Origin of the sequence: Desulfobaculum bizertense DSM 18034, from assembly GCF_900167065.1 — a bacterium.
GTDB lineage: Bacteria > Desulfobacterota > Desulfovibrionia > Desulfovibrionales > Desulfovibrionaceae > Desulfobaculum > Desulfobaculum bizertense.
In genome coordinates this window covers 294,604-313,017 of the sequence record NZ_FUYA01000003.1, presented here as the reverse complement: position 1 = coordinate 313,017, position 18,414 = coordinate 294,604, and the positions used below count along the sequence as shown (strand labels likewise).

The 18,414-nt window shown below is 51.2% G+C and carries 14 protein-coding genes; 2 read left to right on the top strand and 12 right to left on the bottom strand.

Annotation, left to right across the window (positions count from 1 at the left end):
* Positions 1–22: 22 nt before the first annotated feature.
* The gene (locus B5D23_RS06385) at positions 23–1,054 is read left to right on the top strand and encodes a methyltransferase (RefSeq protein ID WP_078684580.1); all 1,032 of its coding nucleotides are present in this window, start codon (positions 23–25) and stop codon (positions 1,052–1,054) included.
* Positions 1,055–1,084: 30 nt separating this feature from the next.
* On the opposite strand, the gene B5D23_RS06380 is transcribed toward B5D23_RS06385, so the two are convergent.
* From B5D23_RS06380 to B5D23_RS06325, 12 genes are all read right to left on the bottom strand, one after another.
* Positions 1,085–2,557, bottom strand: a complete 1,473-nt coding sequence (locus B5D23_RS06380) for an ABC transporter ATP-binding protein (protein ID WP_078684579.1) — start codon at positions 2,555–2,557, stop codon at positions 1,085–1,087.
* Positions 2,558–3,283 carry an energy-coupling factor transporter transmembrane component T gene (locus B5D23_RS06375; protein ID WP_078684578.1) on the bottom strand — a complete coding sequence of 242 codons (726 nt, stop codon included), beginning with the start codon at positions 3,281–3,283 and terminating at the stop codon, positions 2,558–2,560. It abuts the gene before it with no gap.
* Entirely contained in the window at positions 3,283–3,882 is a 600-nt protein-coding gene (locus tag B5D23_RS06370) for an MptD family putative ECF transporter S component (RefSeq protein ID WP_078684577.1), read from the bottom strand. The genes B5D23_RS06375 and B5D23_RS06370 overlap by 1 nt, the downstream gene beginning before the upstream one ends.
* Positions 3,882–4,430 (bottom strand): MarR family winged helix-turn-helix transcriptional regulator, encoded by a 549-nt coding sequence (locus B5D23_RS06365; RefSeq protein ID WP_078684576.1) that lies wholly within the window; start codon positions 4,428–4,430, stop codon positions 3,882–3,884. The genes B5D23_RS06370 and B5D23_RS06365 overlap by 1 nt, the downstream gene beginning before the upstream one ends.
* 123 nt (positions 4,431–4,553) lie before the next feature.
* The gene (locus B5D23_RS06360; RefSeq protein WP_078684575.1) at positions 4,554–6,647 is read right to left on the bottom strand and encodes a TonB-dependent receptor; all 2,094 of its coding nucleotides are present in this window, start codon (positions 6,645–6,647) and stop codon (positions 4,554–4,556) included.
* 62 nt (positions 6,648–6,709) lie between these two features.
* The gene (locus B5D23_RS06355; RefSeq protein ID WP_078684574.1) at positions 6,710–8,437 is read right to left on the bottom strand and encodes an ABC transporter ATP-binding protein; all 1,728 of its coding nucleotides are present in this window, start codon (positions 8,435–8,437) and stop codon (positions 6,710–6,712) included.
* Between the two features lie 10 nt (positions 8,438–8,447).
* A complete protein-coding gene (locus B5D23_RS06350) occupies positions 8,448–10,217 on the bottom strand; it encodes an ABC transporter ATP-binding protein (protein WP_078684573.1) in 1,770 nt (589 codons plus the stop codon).
* A gap of 554 nt (positions 10,218–10,771) precedes the next feature.
* Positions 10,772–12,016, bottom strand: coding sequence for a hypothetical protein (locus B5D23_RS06345; protein WP_078684572.1), 1,245 nt, complete (start codon positions 12,014–12,016; stop codon positions 10,772–10,774).
* Between the two features lie 54 nt (positions 12,017–12,070).
* Positions 12,071–13,351, bottom strand: a complete 1,281-nt coding sequence (locus tag B5D23_RS06340) for a TRAP transporter large permease (RefSeq protein WP_078684571.1) — start codon at positions 13,349–13,351, stop codon at positions 12,071–12,073.
* Between the two features lie 11 nt (positions 13,352–13,362).
* Positions 13,363–13,851 (bottom strand): TRAP transporter small permease, encoded by a 489-nt coding sequence (locus B5D23_RS06335; RefSeq protein ID WP_078684570.1) that lies wholly within the window; start codon positions 13,849–13,851, stop codon positions 13,363–13,365.
* Positions 13,852–13,920: 69 nt separating this feature from the next.
* The gene (locus B5D23_RS06330; protein ID WP_078684569.1) at positions 13,921–14,913 is read right to left on the bottom strand and encodes a TRAP transporter substrate-binding protein; all 993 of its coding nucleotides are present in this window, start codon (positions 14,911–14,913) and stop codon (positions 13,921–13,923) included.
* A 122-nt stretch (positions 14,914–15,035) separates the two neighbouring features.
* Complete coding sequence (locus tag B5D23_RS06325; protein ID WP_078684568.1) at positions 15,036–16,037, bottom strand: D-cysteate sulfo-lyase; 1,002 nt, start codon at positions 16,035–16,037, stop codon at positions 15,036–15,038.
* A gap of 1,069 nt (positions 16,038–17,106) precedes the next feature.
* Between B5D23_RS06325 and B5D23_RS06320 the strand changes: the two genes are divergently transcribed.
* A complete protein-coding gene (locus B5D23_RS06320) occupies positions 17,107–18,330 on the top strand; it encodes a tyrosine-type recombinase/integrase (protein WP_078684567.1) in 1,224 nt (407 codons plus the stop codon).
* Positions 18,331–18,414: the final 84 nt, after the last annotated feature.

Sequence of the window (18,414 nt, the reverse complement as noted above, 5' to 3'; positions counted from 1 at the left end):
GCTTTCACATAAGGAGAGAACTATGCAGATCCCTGAAATACATTCCGATTACCGGCCCATTGAGAGAATTCTGGTGCAGGCTCATGCCGAAAAGCTGCTTTTTGCGGCAATGGAAATGCAGCTGTTTGATGCGCTCAGGCAGCCTGCAACGGCAGAGGACGTGGCGCAGAAGATTGCTTGTCCTGTGCTGTCTACCCGCCGTCTGCTTGAGGCGTTGCAGAGCCTTGAGCTGCTTGATTTTCAGGATGGGAAGTTTGTGAATACCCCGACAGCCTCAGATTTTCTGGTGACAGATTCTGCGGCGTATCAGCCAAAGGGTATTCATTTCCTGTCTAATATGTATCAGGTTTTTACCAGTGATTTTACAGAAGTGCTTCGCCGGGGTGGCTATGAAGGCCCCGGCGTGGAAGACTGGGATGGTGGAGAAGGGCACTGGGCAGAAAAAGGAACCTTTGAGGGCATGGGAAGCTATGCCCTGTGCGGTCCTATTCAGGATGTCCGAAATTTTGTGATGGACCTTCCCGGCCTGTCGTCCATGAAACGCATGTGCGACATTGGCGGAAACCATGGTTTTTATAGCATGGCACTTCTGGAAACATATCCTGAGCTGACGTCAACGGTTTGCGATTTGCCTCATGTTGTTGGCCCTGCTCAGAATTTTTATGCGGGAACAGAGTTTGCCCAGCGCCTCACCACGCGAGCCGTGGACCTGAGTTCTGAGGACAGCTTTGGTGAAAACTATGATTTAGCACTGGCCTCGCATGTCCTGTATTACTGGGTGGGGCAGCTTTCCGGCATTCTCCACCGGGTTCAGGACGCCCTGCGCCCCGGTGGCTGGTTCGTTACGAGTCATTTCCTTCGGGACCCCAAAGAGGCCGTGTCGTATGATCTTGCCTTTGTGAACTTGCTGGCGTCTTTGAGCGGATGCAAAGCGCATTTCATAGAAAAGGATGCTCTTGCTGCTGAATTTGAAGCTGCTGGCTTCCAGAATATTCGTTCAGCTGAGGGAGCAGACACTGGACTTTTGATCCTTGCAGGGCAGAAGCCCGACTAAACACTGTGTGCAGAAGGAATGCCCGCTGGCTTATGCTGGCGGGCTTTTTTGTTCGCCAAGGTCACGAAGAAGCTGGGCGTAGCTCTGAGGCGTTAGGGCCGAGTCGTTTTTGAGCGTGGAATCTGCATAGAACTGGATTCTGGTACAGGCGGCGCAGAGCAGCTCAAGGTCATGCGTGACAACAAAAATGGTCTTGCCCTGTGCCGCGAGCTGGCGCAGAAGCTGGGCAACCCGAAGCATCCCCGCAAGGTCCAGTCCGCTGCTTGGCTCATCAAAAAAGAGCAGGTCTTTTTGGCACAGAAGGCTAACCGCTACAGCGAGACGCTGCTTTTGCCCGCCAGACAGCGTCGCGGGGTGCCTGTATGCAAAGTGCTCCAGCCCCAGACTCTTGAGTGTTTCGTAAATCGTGACCCGGGGGAGGTCTTTGTGTCCAAACTGGCATTCGTGCTCAACGCTTTCTCCAAAGAGCTGATAGTCCACATCCTGAAAAACAAGAAAAGAACTGTTGAGCCGCTGTTGCTCGGAGCTGGTTTTCCCTTGCAAAAGGATGCGCCCGCTTTGTGGCGCGCTCAGGCCGCTTAGGGCCGTGAGCAGGGTGGATTTTCCTGCCCCATTTTCTCCGACAATGGCGATGATTTCCCCCGGAGCTGCACGAAAACTGATGTCCTGCAAATCCGTGTGTGTCCCATGCCCTGTGGCGAGCTTTTGAACGTCCAGCCGTGGAGCGGTGTTTTGGGGCGGAAGAGGCCTTGGGGTGAGCGCGTTGGCCGAAAAACTCCGAAGCCCTTTGGCCTCGCGCTCGGCGTCACTCATGGAAAAGAAGCTCTCGGCTGAGCTGTCGGCAACGAGCTTACCGTTTTCAAGGAAGAGAACCCTGTCCACAAGTCCACGAAGGTACGAGAGCCTGTGTTCAGAGAGAATGATGGTTTTCCCCTGTGCTTTGAGCAGATGAATTTGCCTTTGCAGCTCTGCCGTGCGCAGCCCATCAAGGTTTGCTGATGGCTCATCAAGCAGGAAAATCTCCGGTTCCATCGCGTAAATGGAAGCAAAGGCGATTTTCTGTTTTTCCCCGCCAGACAGTTCAAAAATATCCCGCCCCATGAGCTTTTCAAGCTTAAGCTTTTGCGTGGTCTCCTCGACCCGGCGTAGAAGTGCGTCATGAGGAAGCGCCATGTTTTCAATGCCAAAGGCGATTTCACTTCTGGTGTCTATGTTGAAAAATTGGGAGCGTGGGTTTTGATAGACTGTGCCGATTTTTTCCGAAAGCTCATAGGCGGGTGTCTCGAAAACTGGCGTCCCTTGGAGTGTTACCTCGCCGTGGATTTCTCCAGAAAAGTAGTGCGGAACCAGGCCATTTATCATGCGGAGCAGGGTTGTCTTTCCGCAGCCACTCGTACCGCAGAGCAGAACGCATTCTCCGGGACGAATGTGCAGCGTGATGTCTGTGAGACTTGGATGCTCTGCACCGCTGTATTGAAAAGAAAGATCTGTAAACTGAATCATTTAGACTCTCCAGGCCAGAGCCGCAAGGCCGGAAGCACAAAGGACAAGAACGGCAAAGTCTGCTTTTTGGAAGTGGACGGTGTGAATGCTTGTCCGGGGACGCGGGCTTTCAATGCCCCGGGTCACAGCTGCGATGGAGAGTTCGTCAGCTCGCCGGGAGGCAGACAGCAAAAGTGGAACGTAAATGCATTCGATTGTGCGGATAGGGTGGGCCACAAGCTGACGAAATCCCGGCTGAATTCCTCGCATGCGCATCGCCTGCGTAATGAGCCGGTAGTCTTCGGCAATGGCAGGGAGATAGCGAAGCATGACCGTGAGCGATATTCTGAGGCGGCGTGGAGTATGAATTCGAACAAGGGTCGCCATAAATTCGCTGACCTGTATGGTTGAAACAAGGATGCCACCAAGCACGGCACAGGGGAAAACCTTTCGCATGAAGTTTGCTCCAAGGCTGACTGTCGCCGCAAAAGCGCCATGAAATATGTGCGTACAAAGCAGGTCCAGAGCGCAAAGCGCCGCATAGCCCAGCGCCATTTTGAGCGTCGAACTGTACAGCCCTGAGAGCAGGGCAAGCAGGAGAGTGCAGCCCATGATGCACAGTTCCGCTGTGAGCGTGGGCAAAAGGAACATACCGAAGTTGGCAGCAACAAGGAGCAGGAGCAGAGTTCTCGCATCAAGTTTGAGCAGACCCTTTTGTCCCTCTGGAGCAGGGCTGAAAACTCGCATTAGATGATTCCTGCCTTGCGGAACTGACGGCGCAAAAGGCTGTGCCCCAGTGCTGCGCTGAGGGCTGCGCAGAGCAGAACAGAAAGAATCATGGCTGGAAGCATCCACCACTGTGCTGTAGCTCCCATGACATCAAGGTAGTTTTGGGGCGTTCCTTTTTCCAGCAGATAGCTAAAATATGAGGCTGGATGAATCCAGAGCATGATGTACGCGCCAAGGGGATTGAGCGAAAAGATGGCAAAGCTTGCGGTATTGAGCCGGGGATTTTTGAAGTGGCCAAGCCCGGCAAGGGCTTCCGCACAAAGGGCGCAGACAATGTAGGCGACAGACCAGAGCCAGTACATGCCCATGATGAACATGAGAAAAGCCATGATCGCACCGAGGATAAGAATTGGTCCGTGTTTTGGAACCTTGGCCACAAGCAGCAGGTACACCGGTCCTGTGAACAGGGCGATGCTTGCGGGCATGAAAAAGGTCAGAACAGGATTGGGGGCAAAGAGAATGCCCCCGATGATATGGAAAACAAAAAAAAGAGCTACAAAAATACCGCAGTTGACCTGATCGCGCATGGTCAGCTTTCGTTGAAATTCCCCATTCATTATTCTTCCTTTAAAATTTCTGTCTTTGGGACGTTTTTGGAGTGTTTCTGTCGACAGTATTTTGCGTTCTTTGGGCTTTCTGGGAGGGAATCCCGAAACATGCAAAGCCATTCTGTCAGACGCTCGGTAAAGGTCCCCACGACCTCGAATTCCCTGTCATCAAGGGACTGGAGGTAGTCCATAAAAAAGCGGTTTGGCGCAAGATGGAACTGCCGAAATTCCTCAACAACGGCCTGCCCTTCTTCCGAAAGGGAAAGAATGACTCGTGAAGCGTTTGCTGTGTCACGGGTTTTGGAAACAAGGCCTTTTTTTGCAAGTTTGCTGATGAACAGGGAAACGCCGCCCTTGGTCACTTCGGTCATTTTTGCAAGCTCGGTCACGGAGCTGTGTTCCAGCTTGTCTAGCCGAACCAGCATTTGCATTTCCAGCTGGGTCAGCTCCATGCCTTTCCACGGATACGTGGACATGGAGATCATGCGGAAATAAATGTACAGCGCGTCTTCCACCTTGTGCAGCAGCTCTTCTCTGGTGTTTTTTGAATGTGTCATGGTTGAAGTGTTTAGTTGCCAAACTCTCCCCTGTCAACGAGAGCCGCGCCCCTGTGTGAGACAGGGCACAGCGAAATGCCATGCGGAGTTGCCTTGGCTTCCCCGCATGGCTGTGTGCTTTTTTTAGAAGTCCAGAGCGAAGCTTACGCCCACTGTTGCGGGGCTTCCGGGACGCCCCACATATTCAGCAAGACCGCCGCCCATGGATGCGCGCGGAACCTTGCGGGTGTAGTACTCTGTGTCGAAGATGTTTGCGCCCCAGGCGTAAACAGAGAAGTGGTCTTTTTCATAACCGACCTTCACATCCATCAGACCATAATCAGACTGACTTTCCGTGTTTGCCGGGTCGGTGTAGCTCTTGCCGTAATGGCGGTAGTTGCCTCCAAGGAAAATGCCGTTGGTGAAGCGGTATGTTGCTCCAAGGCGAGCTGTATATTCCGGGGTATTAATAACGGTGTTTCCGGAAAAATCCTCCACGCCGTTATCATAGCTGTCGTATTTGGCATCAATATAGCCAAGGCTTGCGACCAGTTCGAGTCCTTCCATTGGGCGGGCTGAGACTTCGAGTTCAAAGCCTGCGCTTGTTGCATCACCTGCATTATCAATCATGAAGGTGCCTGCGTTGATGATTTCGACCTGTCTGTCTTTCCAGTCAATATAAAACGCTGCGAGGTTCGCGGTCAGCCTGTTCTCCAGCCATGTTGTTTTGACACCAAGTTCATAGTTCCATGCGAACTCGGACTTGAATGCTTCGCCAAGGCGTTCCTTGACGTTAAATCCACCCTCACGGAAGCCGCGGGAGATTGTGGCGTATGGCATAATGTTTGGGGTCAGCTGATAGCTGACGGAGAGCTTGGGCAGCCAGGCGTCAAAGCTTTTGGAGTTTGAGCCGCTGTAGTTGGGCATCATCCCCGCGTTATCCATGCTGTAGTCAATTTCGCGGTAGATGTGGTCGTAGCGAAGGCCTGCGGTCAGGGTCAGCTTGTCCCAGAGGGTGTAGCTGCCTTCCGTGAACAGCGCGCCACCAGTGGAGTCTGTCTGTGAATCAGACACGAAATTCATGACGCCCATACCCATTGGGGTCATGTTCATGCGGCTGATGTAGTTGCGGTCAAATTTTTCAAAGAATCCATAGGCTCCGACCTGCCACTGGAGGGGGGACGCTGCGTCTGTTGAGGTCAGGCGGAGTTCCTGAGAGTAGGTGTTCACGTCGTGGTCGAGGTACAGGCGAGCGTAATCAACAGAAGTGAAATCAATATCGTTGTCGTTCTGATTTACTTCGTCTCTATACGAGGTGATGGACGTCAGAGCCATGCTGTCAAAGTCATAGCTGGCCCGCAGAGAAAGACCATAGGCATCTCTGCTTGTTTTGCCGGGGAAGTCGACATTCACTTCGTATGGGTCAGAGTTGTCGAGATCCGAGTAGTCTGCATAGCCATCGCTTTTGTAGTTCTGACCATCAACAGTCAGGGACATGTTCAGTCCCTTGTCCCGGACGGGCATGGCAATTTTGCCCCGGAAATCTATCTCCCGGTGGGTGTTGACGTTGTCATCATCGTCAAAGCTGTTGTTAATGTATCCATCAGATCCCTTGTAGCTCCCGGTCAGGCGCATCAGCACTTTGTCGTAGACCAGTGGGCCGGAGACCATGCCCTTAACGCCATACGCGTTGAATGAGCCGTAGTCTGCGGCAAGCTTTCCTTCATAGGTGTTGGTGGGCTGCTTGGTGACAATGTTAATGACGCCAGCTTCTGTGTTGCGGCCATAGAGTGTGCCCTGTGGTCCACGAAGAACCTCGACGCGTTCAAGGTCCAGCAGGGACATGTCGAGTGAAGAGTAATAAATGTCGTCAACATACAGTCCCAGAACTGGGCTACCACCCATCGAGGATGAAATGCCGCGAACAGAGGCAAAGCTGGTCATGGACGCGGCTGGGCCTGTTTTGACAAAGTTGATGTTCGGAAGATTTTCAAAAATATCTTCCATTGTTTCGATGCGGTAGTCATCAATGTGGATGCTGTCGATTGCGGAAACGCTGGACGGCACTTTTTGTAGCGACTGTTCGCGCTTGTTTGCTGTGACCTTGATCCCCTCAAGGGTGAATTCGTTTTTTGCGTTCTGACTTTCCTGATCGGCGGCAAGCGAATGCGCTGGTGCTGCTGCGAGGCAAAGGAAGAGGAAAGAAAGAATATACCGGGATAGACGGTGCTCTTTCATGTCAACTCCGTGTTGTGAGCGTGTGATTCGTGAAGAAGAATGTGGTTCTCAAAGACTGGTGATTAAAAATGCCAGTCCTGAGCTTGGCCTTTGACTTTCCAAAAGTCCCTGTACTGAGGACAGTCCCTGTTGAGTTCGCTGTGAGTCCCCATGCATTCAATGCTCCCTTCTTTGTTCAAGAAAATAATCTGGTCAGCGGACTGAATGGTTTGAAGCTGATGCGCGATGATGACCACCGTTCGAGTGGGGCGCAGTTCCGTAATGGTGTTCTGAATGATGAGCTGGTTGTGATAGTCCAGAGCAGAGGTCACTTCATCCAGCAGGAGCACGGGGGCGTTTTTGATGATTGCCCGGGCAATGGCGATACGCTGGCGTTCACCGCCTGAAAGGGCAGTGCCTCCCTCACCAACCTGAGTCTCTGCTCCCTGCGGAAGGCGGCGCAGCATTTCGTCAATGCCCGCAAGAGATATGGCGCGGTTCATCTCCTCATATGTGCAGCGCTCATTCCCCATTCTGATGTTTTCGGCCAGAGTCCCTGCAAAGAGGTAGGTGTCCTGAAAGACGCAGGATATGGCCGAACTGAATTCGGCGTAGGACAGCTTCCTGAGGTCGACGCCACCCAGAGTGATTTTTCCTGCAGAGACATCACGAAAGCGAGACAGAAGCTGAAAGAGTGTGCTTTTGCCTGCGCCGGATGGGCCAACAATGGCTGTGACCTGTCCAAAGGGGGCGGTAAAGTTGATGTCGTGAAGCACCGGGCGTGTATCGTAGGCAAAGCTCATGTTGCTGACGCACAGCTCTGGTTTTGCGCTTGGAAGAAGTGGCTTGGGGTGTCTGGGTTCAGGAAGGGATGGGGCTTCAAGAATTGTGTTCATTCGGGAAACGGAGTTTTCTGCAACCCGAATGGCGCAGCCAAGGTCTACGGCCTGAAAAAGTGGTTCTGTGAAGCGCACCGTAAGGACGAGCATGGCAAGCAGGCAGGGCATGGTGATTGCTCCACCGAGGAGCAGGTAGACCCCTTGCCCAATGACAGCACCAAAGAAGATTTGTAGGGCAATGGAAAAGAGGACCATTCCGGGCAGGCCGTACTTGAGCAGATGATGCACTGCGGCATGTTCCTGATGCATGCTTTTGGTGACCAGCCCGCTAAAAAAGTGATTGTGATCGTAGGCCCTGAGCATGGTCTGATTGGTGGCAAATTCGATGATTCGTGAGTTGACGCTTTCTGCTGCTGCGGTCCGTGCGTGTTCTGCTTTTGCCGCGAGTGCCCCCGCGAACCTGTAGCTTCCCCAGAGAAGAGGGGCCGCAAGGGCGGCGGTGAGTCCAATGCGCCAGTCATAGAAAATCATGAAGGCCAGAACGGCTGCCGGAGTAACAAAGGCAGAAAGAATGGGGCGCAGCAGGTGGGCGGGGACGGCCATGACATCCAGAACGCCTTTGGTCATGCTTTGGCAGACTTCACCCATTCGTCTGGAGCTGAACCAGCTTAGGGGCAGGGTGACAATGTGTGAGGAAAGGCGGTCAAAAAGCTCTTGGGCAAGCATCATTCCGCCGACGCAGGAAATGTGCTGGGCATAGTACTGGATGCCCGCATAAAGAAGGAAAACAAGACTCATGGCCACGAGCCAGAGGCAGGCCGTGCTGATGTCTTTGGCAAAAAGTGATGTCAAAAATGGAGCAATGAGCACAAGGCCCGCCCCCTGAGTTGCCGCAGACAAAATGGAAAAGAACATTGGGCGACCAAGTGTCTGTCGCGGTTTTTGGGAAAGCTGAAAGATGGTTGTCAGCATGACAGCACCCTTATTCTGGTTGAGGGATGAAGGAGTGGGAGGCCTTGGGAACAGCGGTGTGTTCTTGTGCGGTGTTCCAGAGCTGCGCGTACAGGCCACTCTGGGCGAGAAGCTCCAGATGCTTGCCTTTTTCAACAATCTGGCCCTTGTCCATCACAACAATCTGATCTGCGTGAATAATGCTTTGGAGTCGGTGGGCGATAACGACCACTGTTCGGTTTTTTGTCAGATTGGAAATGGCTTTCTGGAGTGCCCGTTCCGACAGCGGGTCAGCGTGAGCCGTTGGTTCATCCAGAACAAGAACCGGCGGGTCAGCGAGAAATGCACGGGCAATGGCAAGGCGCTGGTTTTCTCCTCCGGAGAACTGCACATCCTGCCCCAGAATGCTGTCGTAGCCTTTGGGGCATTTTTGAATACGTTCGTGGATGCAGGCGAGGCGTGCGGCATGTTCTACAGCTTCGCGGGAAGCTGTTTTTGAGGACAGGGCGATGTTGTCGTGGATGCTGGTTTGCAGCAGGTATGGGTCCTGAAAAACAAAGCCAAGCTGCTGGCGAAGCTGATCCGGGGCGATTTTTGTGAGGGGAACCGTTCCGAGACGGATTTCTCCTGAGTCTGGGTCTGCAAAGCGAAGGAGGAGCTTGGCCAGAGTGCTTTTTCCTGCACCAGAGGGACCAACAAGGGCCGTGATGGAACCCTGTGGAATATCGAGTTCAATATTGTGGATGACGGGGTGCTCTGGCTCATAACCAAAGCTGACCTGTTCAAAGCGAAGCGCTGAGCCTTTGGGGGATTCTGGGACAGAGGGCACGGGGAGCGGTGTTTGCTGGAAGAGTGTTGCAACTCGGCCAGCAGCTTCGAGAGCTTTCTGCACCTGTGTGTACGTGCCAGACAGGGTCTGGAGAGGGCCGCCAAGCCCGGTGCCAACAAGGAGAAAAGGAACTATTTCTACAGGACGTATCCAGTCCTGCTGGATGAATAGGGTTCCGGTCAGGCATATCCACAGTACTGAGGCGAGGGGAGAGACAAGGACTTCATTTGCGGAGGAAAAGGGAATGAGTCCTTTGACCCATGAGGCAAAGGCACGGGTAAAGCTGTGCGATGCGGTGTCAAAGCGCCGGGGCACACCTTTTTCTGGTGAGAAGAGTTTGATGGGAGCGATGCCCTGAACAAGCTCGACCGTTGCCGCGTTGATTTCTGTGAGCCGCTGGTCGTATTCATCCATATGTTGGGAGAAGTGCCAGACCTGCCAGAGGTAGACAAAGAAACTTGCAAGAGCGGGGATGAGAGAGACGAGAGTGAAGCTGAGGCTGTAGCTTGCAAGATAAATGAGAATGACAGCGGGCCAGATCAGGAGATGGATGGCGTCCATGCTGAAATGGGCTACGAGCTGGTGCATGACGTTGATGTCGTCTTGAAGCAGCTTTTTGACTTCGCCTGATTGATGCGCTGAAAACCAGCTCAGGGGGACGGAATCAAAGGACTGGAGAAAGCTTTTTCTGATGTGAAAATGAAAGTCGTTATCAGCGAAATGACATAAAGAAGACGCTGTGAGGGTGAGAGCAATGCGGGTAACGATAGCAGCAAGAACATAGGCAGAGACGCTATAGGCAATGCTCATGGAGAATTGACCTGCAAGAGTCTTTTCGGAGAGATACACAATGGCGGCAAAGGGAATCAGGGTAATGAGGGACGCAAAGGCTTGCAAAATGGCCGCGAGAATGAGCCTGCCTCGTACCGGCTTGAGAAAAGAGAGAAAAATACGAAGATTTTGAGTGTCCATTGATTCCCTCGCAAAGTGGCGACATGTGGATGAAGTGTTTAGCTTGTAAACAGCAAGGTGTTTAGTTGCTAAACTTATGCTTGTCAAGACGGCAAAAAAAGAAATGCGAGTGAATAACGCATGGGTGGGGTGGAATTTCGTCTTTACTTTTGCAAGGGGCGCTGCCCCTTGACCCCGCCCAAGGACGAGGCCCTTGGGAATCCCGCTTTCGCCCGAAATAAAAGGGGACCGAAATGTGATGAGAGCTACGCTCTCCTCTCCATTTCGGTCCCCTTTTTTTCGGCCTAATTAACTAAACGTGCGTTCTTTTTCTTTGCGCTCCACTCCTTTCTTTCTAAACGCTCGCGTTCAGAAAGAAAATGGTGGCAACTCACGGGAAAGAGAAACGACTTTCTTTTCGTTTTCTCACCCAAGTTTAAAAGCCGTGCAAGCGAAGCTTGCACGGCTTTTAAACTCGATGAGGATACGTAAGGGAATCATTCCCTTACGCGGGGGTTTGGGGGCTGGCCCCCAACATCCCCTCTCCCACCCATCTGGGGCTGGAGAAGGGGAATTTATGACTTTGCTGTTTTGGCAAGCAGTGAAGAGTACTTTTCCGCCTGGAAGGAAAATCTTTCTTCGAGTTGTGCTTGGGCCTGAGATGCATTTTGTGCCAGTTCTGGGACTGAAGCCTCAATGACACGCATGTAGTCCCTGGCATCTTGGGGAGTGAATGAAGGGACCTTCCATTTGTTGATATACGTTGGCGGGACGAGCATTGAAAGAACAGCGCCCATGCCTGGAAGGAGGCCACCGCCTGAAACATCATTGTGGAGGGAGGAGCTCATAAACGTGACACCGCCAGCATCCTGACTACACAGAAGAGCAAGCTCTCCCATGAGCTGAACTTTTTGGGCAGCGCTGTCTGCCTTGGCGAATTTATGCCCAAGATTAGCGATGCGGTCTCCAAGTTCCTGGGTTGCCGCAGTAAGCTCGTCCGTATGGCGAGGATACGCCTTTCGGTTGCAGATGTGGGGAATTCTGGTTTCTTTTAGACTGTGATGAACAGCGTCAAAGACATACTGATTATCATACTGGTCATTAATGCGAAGCCACATGTGCTCTGTGCGAAGTTCGTTACAGACAGCAGGAGTGTATGCCTTGCTCTCCAGAAGAAGAGTGGGGATGCGATCAAGCCCAAGTTCCCGCATAACGCGCCCCTTATCTCCAAGCATGATGTTCCCTTCCAGATCTTCGTCTGGTCCGAGTCCATTTTCGCTTGCATTGACTAGAGCCATTACTGAGACAGGATAGCCTTCAATAAGAAGCGTTGCGCCAATGCAACCGCCAATCTTGTTTGGCATATCCTCTTTTCCGGAAGATATTTCGTGGGGGTATTCTTTAAGGAAAGAGTCCATGACCGCAAGACAGCAGGCGGCTTGGAAGGCAACCGGAGCTTCGAGGACTCCCTGTCCATAAATTCGGCCAAAGATGGAAAAAGCTGTTGCCTGGCTGTATGCAGCGTCTTTGCCAATGGCGTCCTGAAGCTTCGAAATTTCGTAAGGAGTGAATCCTCGCCGAGCGTGGGCGGAACCTTTGCCACCGCTTTGGGTCGTGACGGTAATGGTTTCCGTGTCTTTTGCTACTGAGACGCTGGCAATTTTAGTCTGGAGTGGGAACGCGAGTTTGAGAATTTCGATTGCGACGGCAAAGCCTGCGGAATCATCCTGAACAAAGCCGCAGTGGCTGTGGGTGTGTCCGACTCCTGCGTGTCCGGATATTCCGAGGAGAGGTTTCTTCGTGGAAGGTGATACCTGCATAAAAACTCCAAACCACTCGCGACGTGTGCCGCGAGTGGTTTTTTATGAAAGTGCTTATATTCCGGGGAGCCAGAGTGCAAGCGGCGGGAAGAAAACAATTGCAAGCAGAGCCAGAACCATCGTGAAAAGGAATGGCAGTACTGCTGCACTGAGTTTTTCAATGCTGATGTTGCCGATGCTACATCCGACGAAAAGATTAACCCCAACAGGCGGAGTCAGGAAGCCCATTGATGAACAGACAATCATGATGATGCCGAAATGAATGGGGTCCATTCCAAGGTGCTTCACGATTGGAAGCAGCAGTGGAGTCAGAATAAGAATATTTGCCAGAGCATCCATGAATGTTCCCATGATCAGCAGGAAGACAAGGATGATCGGGATCAAGACATATTTGTTGTCAGAGATGCCAACAAGGATGTCGACCAGCATGTTGGGAACATTGTAGAAAAGAAGGATCTGTCCCAGTGCTGTTGCTGTTGCGACAACAAGAAAGATGGAAGCTGTGGTCAGGGCTGTGCCTTTAAAAATCTCGACAACTTTTGCCCATGAGAGTGTACGAAGGACAAGACCTTCTGCAATAAATGCGTAGATAACGGCAATAACACCAGCTTCTGTCGGGGTGGTCAGGCCACCATAAATGCCACCGAGAACGATGAGCGGAACCATGAGAGCAACAAGGGAACCCTTGAAGGCAACTAAAACTTCTTTAAGCGATGCCCGTTTGCCTGTTCCAGTGTAGCCATATTTCTTTGAAAGAATATAGCTGCAGATCATGAGGCACAAGCCGACAAAAATACCGGGGATGACGCCTGCGATGAAGAGGTCACCAACAGATACACCAGCGGTTGTTCCGTAGATGATGAGCGGAACACTCGGGGGAATCATGACGCCAAGGCAACCGGCAGCCGTGTTCACTGCGGTAGAGAAGGACGTGCTGTATCCTTCTTTTTTCATGGAAGGCACCATGATGCCGCCAACAGCTGCGACAGTGGCTGGTGCAGAGCCAGAAAGTGCGCCGTAGAACATGCTGGTCAAAATGGAAATGTGAGCCATGCCACCAGTGATGTGCCCCACGAGGCTCTTTGACACTGTCAAAAGTCGTTGAGCCATGCTTCCTTTCTGCATGATTTCACCAGCCATGATGAAGAAAGGAACAGCCATAAGTGGGAAAACATCAAGGGATGTAACCATTTTCTGAATCAGAAACTCATATGGCAGCATCCCACCGGCGGAAATGCCGACAATGACACTCAAGCCAATGGAGATACCAATGGGTACACTAAGGAAAAGAAATATGGCAAGGGCCACAAATGTAAGGATAATTGATGTATCCATTTCAATCTCTTTTATTTGCAGGCGGGAGAGCTAAAGTCGACCTCTCCGCGGATGATGGAAACAATGCGAAGTGCAGTTCTTATTGCCATAAGGCACATCCCAACGGGGACGCTAAGAAAAACCCAATACATCTGGATTTCGAGAGCAGGTGTTTTCTGACCTGTTCCGGCAAGGAAATCGACCATCTGGAATCCCCAGACAGTTGTGCAGATGCAGAACGCAATTGTGCAAATATACGCTATAATCGTGACAAATTTCGCAACAGTAGGCCCAAAAGAACTTCTCAGGATGGTGACTTCGAGGTGCCGATCTTTTTTGGTTGCGTAACTGCATCCTACGTAGACTGACCAAATAAAGAGGTAACGTGCGAGTTCCTCTGACCAGTCAAGGGAGCTTTGCAAAACGTAGCGCTGGAATACCTGGACTGCGATGATGACGGCCATCACAGCAAGGCAAGAGGCAGAAATGAATTCTTCTAATTTATCGATAATTTTCAGCATGAAGGCGTGCTCTCTTCAGTTCAATCAGCCGGCCGCTTGAGGGAAGGTTAAGACGGCCGGCTGAAGGTTTTATTTGCCAGCTATGGTAGCCTTGGCGCGTTCAATGAGATCTTTGCCAATGCGGTCGCCAAACTGGTCATAAATGCTCTGAGATGCTTCAGCCCAGCGTGCACGTTCTTCAGGAGTCAGAGTGTAAACTTCGACACCCCTGGCTTCCAGCTGTTTGGTAATTTCCTTTTCGCCATCACGAATGAGCTGTCGCTCGTAAAGCTTACATTCTTCAAAAGCATCAAGGATAATTTTTTTATTTTTTTCCGTCAGCGAATCCATGAAGCGTTTGGACATCATGACCAGGTGAGGGCTGTAGAGGCTGTTCACGATGGTCAGGTGGTTGTTTACCTCTGGGAAATTGTTGTGCCATGCGAGATTGAGGTCAATGTCGATGCCGTCAACAGTTTTCTGCTGGAGAGCAGTATACACTTCACCCCAGGAAATAGGGGTTGGATTCATGCCCAAAGATTTCAGAGTCGCAATGTGAGCTTTGGAAGGGGTGGATCTGATTTTCAGACCTTTGGCGTCTTCGAGAGATCTGACTGAGCGCTTGTTGTTCCAAATGTTTCGGAATCCAATCTCAATGTAGCCAAGGCCAACGATGCCACTCTTTTCGAGAGCTTTTGTGGCGTGCATGCCAATGGGGCCGTCGGTAATTTTATCAGCCGCTTCGTAATTCGGGAAGAGGAAGGGCAGGTCGAAGATCAGAAATTCATCTGAAAAAGGTGCAAGGTTAGGGGTTGCAGCGGAGCCCATCTGCAGCATGTTGAACTGGAGTCCCTGAACGACGGAGTCGAAGTTGCCGAACTTGGAGCTGTCGTAAATATCGACGCGGAATTCTCCATGAGTTCGTTCTTCAACAAGCTCTTTGAATTTTTCAAAGGCTTGTCCCATTGGGTGCTGGGGAACGTTGGGGTGAGCCAGTTTAATAACTGTTGGGCCAGCAATAGCCGCGGTGGTCATGACAAAAAAAGTCACGAATGCAATAAGCAGGGTTTTCATACGAGGCATAGAATTCTCCTTTTATCTGTGTCTGAATGATCCCGCCACCGGGATGCCTTCAGTGGAAACCTTTTTTTGGGAGACCTGTGGACGGCCCGCACCGTAAGGGGCAGTACGGGCCATAGTCTGAACTATCCGCGGAATGTATCGAGGTATGCGTACAGAGCTGGAGAGCCACCTGTGTGGAGGAACAGGACGTTGGAGCCCTCAGCAAAATGTCCTTTGCGAACGAGGTCGATCAAGCCAGCCATAGCCTTACCGGAGTAGACGGGGTCGAGGAGGATGCCCTCGGTGGAAGCGAGGAGTTTTACAGCCTCAACCATACTCTCAGTAGGGATGGAATAGCCCGGTCCGACGTAGGAATCGAAGCATTCGATGGCCTCTCTGGGGATGCCGCCTTTTACGCCAACACGCTCTGCTGTTGCTTCTGCGAGCTTGTGGACGATGCCTTCCTGTACGTCTTTGGGGCGGCTGACATTGATTCCGCTAACGGGAATGCCTGCGTTGCAGCCGATCATGCCTGTGACGATACCAGCATGGGTTCCTGCGCTACCACTAGGGACAACCATGTGATCAATGTTCAGACCCATTGCAAAAAGCTGTTCCAGAGTCTCCTGAGCGCATGCAACGTAGCCCGTTGCTCCAATGGGGTTGGATGCGCCACCTGGAACGATGTAGGGATTTTTACCCTGTCCTTTTAAAGTCGCTGCCAGTTTTTCCATTTCTGCCATCATATCAGATCCACCAGCAACGACGTTGATGCTTTTTACGCCCATGAGGTGGAAGAGGAAGTTATTCCCCGAAGCGTCAGGGTTGTATGTGCCCTTGACGCGCTCTTCAAGAATGAGATGGCAGTCCAAGCCTTCTTTTACAGCCCAAGCCAAAGTCAGGCGGCAGTGGTTAGACTGAACAGCACCGCAAGTAATGATTGTGTCTGCGCCCTTGCTCAGAGCATCCGCAATGCTAAAGTCCAGCTTTCTGGTTTTGTTGCCACCGGCACATCCAGGAAGAAGGTCGTCGCGCTTGATGAAGAGATTGACTTTGCCACCGAGAGCTTTGGAGAAAGAGGGGATAGCTTCAATGGGCGTAGCTTCTTTAACATAACCGCGGCGAGGAAACTGTGCGAGATTCATTGTAAAATCCTTAAGCAAATTAAAAATTTCATTCGAGAATTGGTCCAAATTAGGGGGTCGCGTGGAGTTGCGATGATCCCAAAAATTGGGGTCGTTGCTAAGAATCGAAAGGACCGCCTGCAAAATTGTCATGTGCAAGGCAATGAATGTCTTGAGGGACGTAGCAATTGCATTCTTCTTGTCTAGCAAGGCCTCAAAAAACGACTGTCCAAATGCCGGATGTATAATGTCGACATTTGCGCTTCGTTTTTTTTGACTTACCTGTCAGCAAAAACCTTGTCAACGAGATTGGCTAAAATTTCACAAAATAATGGAAATTCCTATGTCTGACAGGGGTCGAGAGAAAGCCTGTTTAATGCTGTTTTTCCTGTGTTTTTTGAGAAAAAATGGCGAATATCTGGCCTTGTAAAATTCAAGAGGACTTGAATTTCGGATAAAACCCTTGGGAAGAATTTATCAATATGAGAAGGGAGAGGGAAAAGCCATGCAGGCTGTGGCTTTTTGCCGTGAATAGAATTCACGGTTTGGAGTTTTGAGGCGAGGAATGGACTGTTTTTGCGAAGGGAACTGTCGGCCGACTTACTTTCTTTAAGAGCGGGTTGTGATTTTTGTTGTTAGCGGCAAAACGTTTTTGCCTCGCGTGGTGCTAAAAGAAGAAATTGAATGAACGTCAGGGCAAGGCCGCTGGCGATGTTGAGGCCAGACTTGGGACGTTTTGGGATTGGTGCGAAGTAATTTTTGTGAGCTGTACGAGAGGGGGATGGGCTTGGAGCGAAAAGCGATGGATGGCAACAAAAAAGCCCTCCAGGGCAAAAGCTCTGAAGGGCAAAATATCCTTGGTACCCGGGGCGGGACTTGAACCCGCACAGCCAAAAGGCCGAGGGATTTTAAGTCGCAAAAACGGTGTTTTCACACAAGCCAACAGAAGCGCATATATCGCCATTGATATGAATTATTTCGGCATGTTATGCTGCATCCATATCGACACTCAACCGCACAGGAAAACACCTTGTGAAATGCTCATTCCTTGTACAGGACTTGTACAGAATTGAGGGGAGGAGAGACGCTTATGGCTATGAAATGGCACCAGGCAAAACGTCCTAAGAAATTGGGTGGAGGGGAATACAAAGGTATTCGGTACCGGGAGCATCCAAGTCGAAAGAAAGATGCTGTCAATCTGGATCGGTATTATACACTCTCATACTGGTGGAATGGGAAAAGCCACTCAGAGGCTGTGGGTTGGGCTACTGAAGGCGTTAGTGCGCAGCGTGCTTATGAACTCCTTATGGATTTGAAGGAGAATCAGAAGAATAGAACTCCACCTTTCACGCTTCGTGAGCTTCGAGAAGAGAATTGGCGGGATGCGCAGCAGGCTGCATCAAAGAATGTGACCTTGGATGAGTACTGGCCTGTTTTTTTTGAGCACTGCAAGCTCCATATCAAAAAAAGTTCATGGGAAAAGGAAGAGAGTAATTTCAAAGTCTGGATTAGCCCGTATTTGGGGCATTTTCGTCTCGCCGACATCAAGCTTCCACAGTGGGATATTCTGGTGAAGGCGCTAACGGATGCTGGTCGGGCAGAGCGGACAAAGGAATATGTGACAGGGACCTTGCGGCGTATTTTGAAATTTGCTTATGAGCGCCAGGTTATTGATGAGACTCCACCGACAGGGCGGCGAGTAGGAGTGACTGGCCCCGGGCAGAGTAACCGGCGCCGTCGCATTATCCAGCCGCATGAGGAGCAGGCTCTTCTTGAAAAGTTGAGAAGCTTGGATATTTCAGCATGGCGTCTTGTAAGGTTTGCTTTTTTGACAGGCTGCAGAGCTGGAGAGGCTTTTAAGCTGTGCTGGCGTGACGTGGATTTTGTGTCTGGGACTTTGGTTTTCGTTGATACAAAAAATGGAGATTCACGGAGGATCCCCATGAGTAGGGCACTGGGGGACCTTTTGAAGAGTATTCCTCAGGGGAGGCTAGATGAACCAGTATTTTTGGCGAAGAGAGGGCTGCCCTATAAGGAATCTCCATCGTCATACCGACTGGTCGTGAATGATATTCTTAGGCTGAATGAAGGCCGTCCGGATCTTGAACGGATTACATTCCATAGTATCCGGCATACGGTTGCGACTCGACTTGCCCAGCAATTGAATCCTCGAGACCTGATGGATCTGATGGGCTGGCGTACGGTAGAAATGGCTATGCGCTACGTGAAGGGAGACATGGAGGTCCAGCGAAATGCTTTCGAGAGCCTTGGGGAGAGTCGGCCTATGGGAAATGTTGTGTCTTTGCGGGGGTAAGGCGGTTAAGTGCTTGTTTTAATTAAAGATATTAAAGCGCATGCTTCTTGTGTTGGAAGAATGCGCTTTTTTTTGGCTATGAGA